This is a genomic window from Stenotrophomonas sp. RG-453, from assembly GCF_033843685.1.
Lineage (GTDB): Bacteria > Pseudomonadota > Gammaproteobacteria > Xanthomonadales > Xanthomonadaceae > Stenotrophomonas > Stenotrophomonas bentonitica_A.
In genome coordinates, this window is record NZ_JAMYED010000023.1 from 1 (window position 1) to 480 (window position 480).

General features: G+C 36.0%; 1 protein-coding gene. It reads right to left on the reverse strand.

Features of this window, described 5'->3' with window-relative positions; genetic code table 11:
• Positions 1-142: 142 nt before the first annotated feature.
• Positions 143-480, reverse strand: a 338-nt coding sequence (locus tag NJD74_RS19590) for a L,D-transpeptidase (protein WP_319624823.1), incomplete at its 5' end; no start/stop codon positions are given.

The following is a 480-nucleotide window of genomic DNA, read 5'->3' on the forward strand; positions in this document are numbered from 1 at the left end:
TGATTATAGCAGGAAAAAACGGCTTCTGCCACTAATTTGGTTAAAAAAACCATTCTTGAGTTGGATTAAAATCTTGAACGCTTTGAACAAAGTTTTTTACTGCAATTTTTTAAAAAACGTTGCTTAAAAAGCAACGTTCTTGTTAATTATTTTTAATGATTACCTTCGTACCATCTGGGATGTGATCCATAATCCACTTAGAATCAGGTACACTCAAACGGATACAACCATGTGAACCTTGAGTTCTTCCCAATTTGACTGCTTCTTTTAAGTTATAGCTATAATCAGCTTTAGTTGGCACAGAGTGGAACAAGTACACGTTATCAGGACTCCAACTAGTCCAATTATTAGCTCCTTCACCTAAGTTATAATTGAAAAAGCTGTCTCCACGACCATTTTGGATCCTAAAAGTTCCAGTTGGGGTCAATGACTTGCCCTTCTTGTAGATTCCACCAGTTGATAACATGGTATACAAAACCT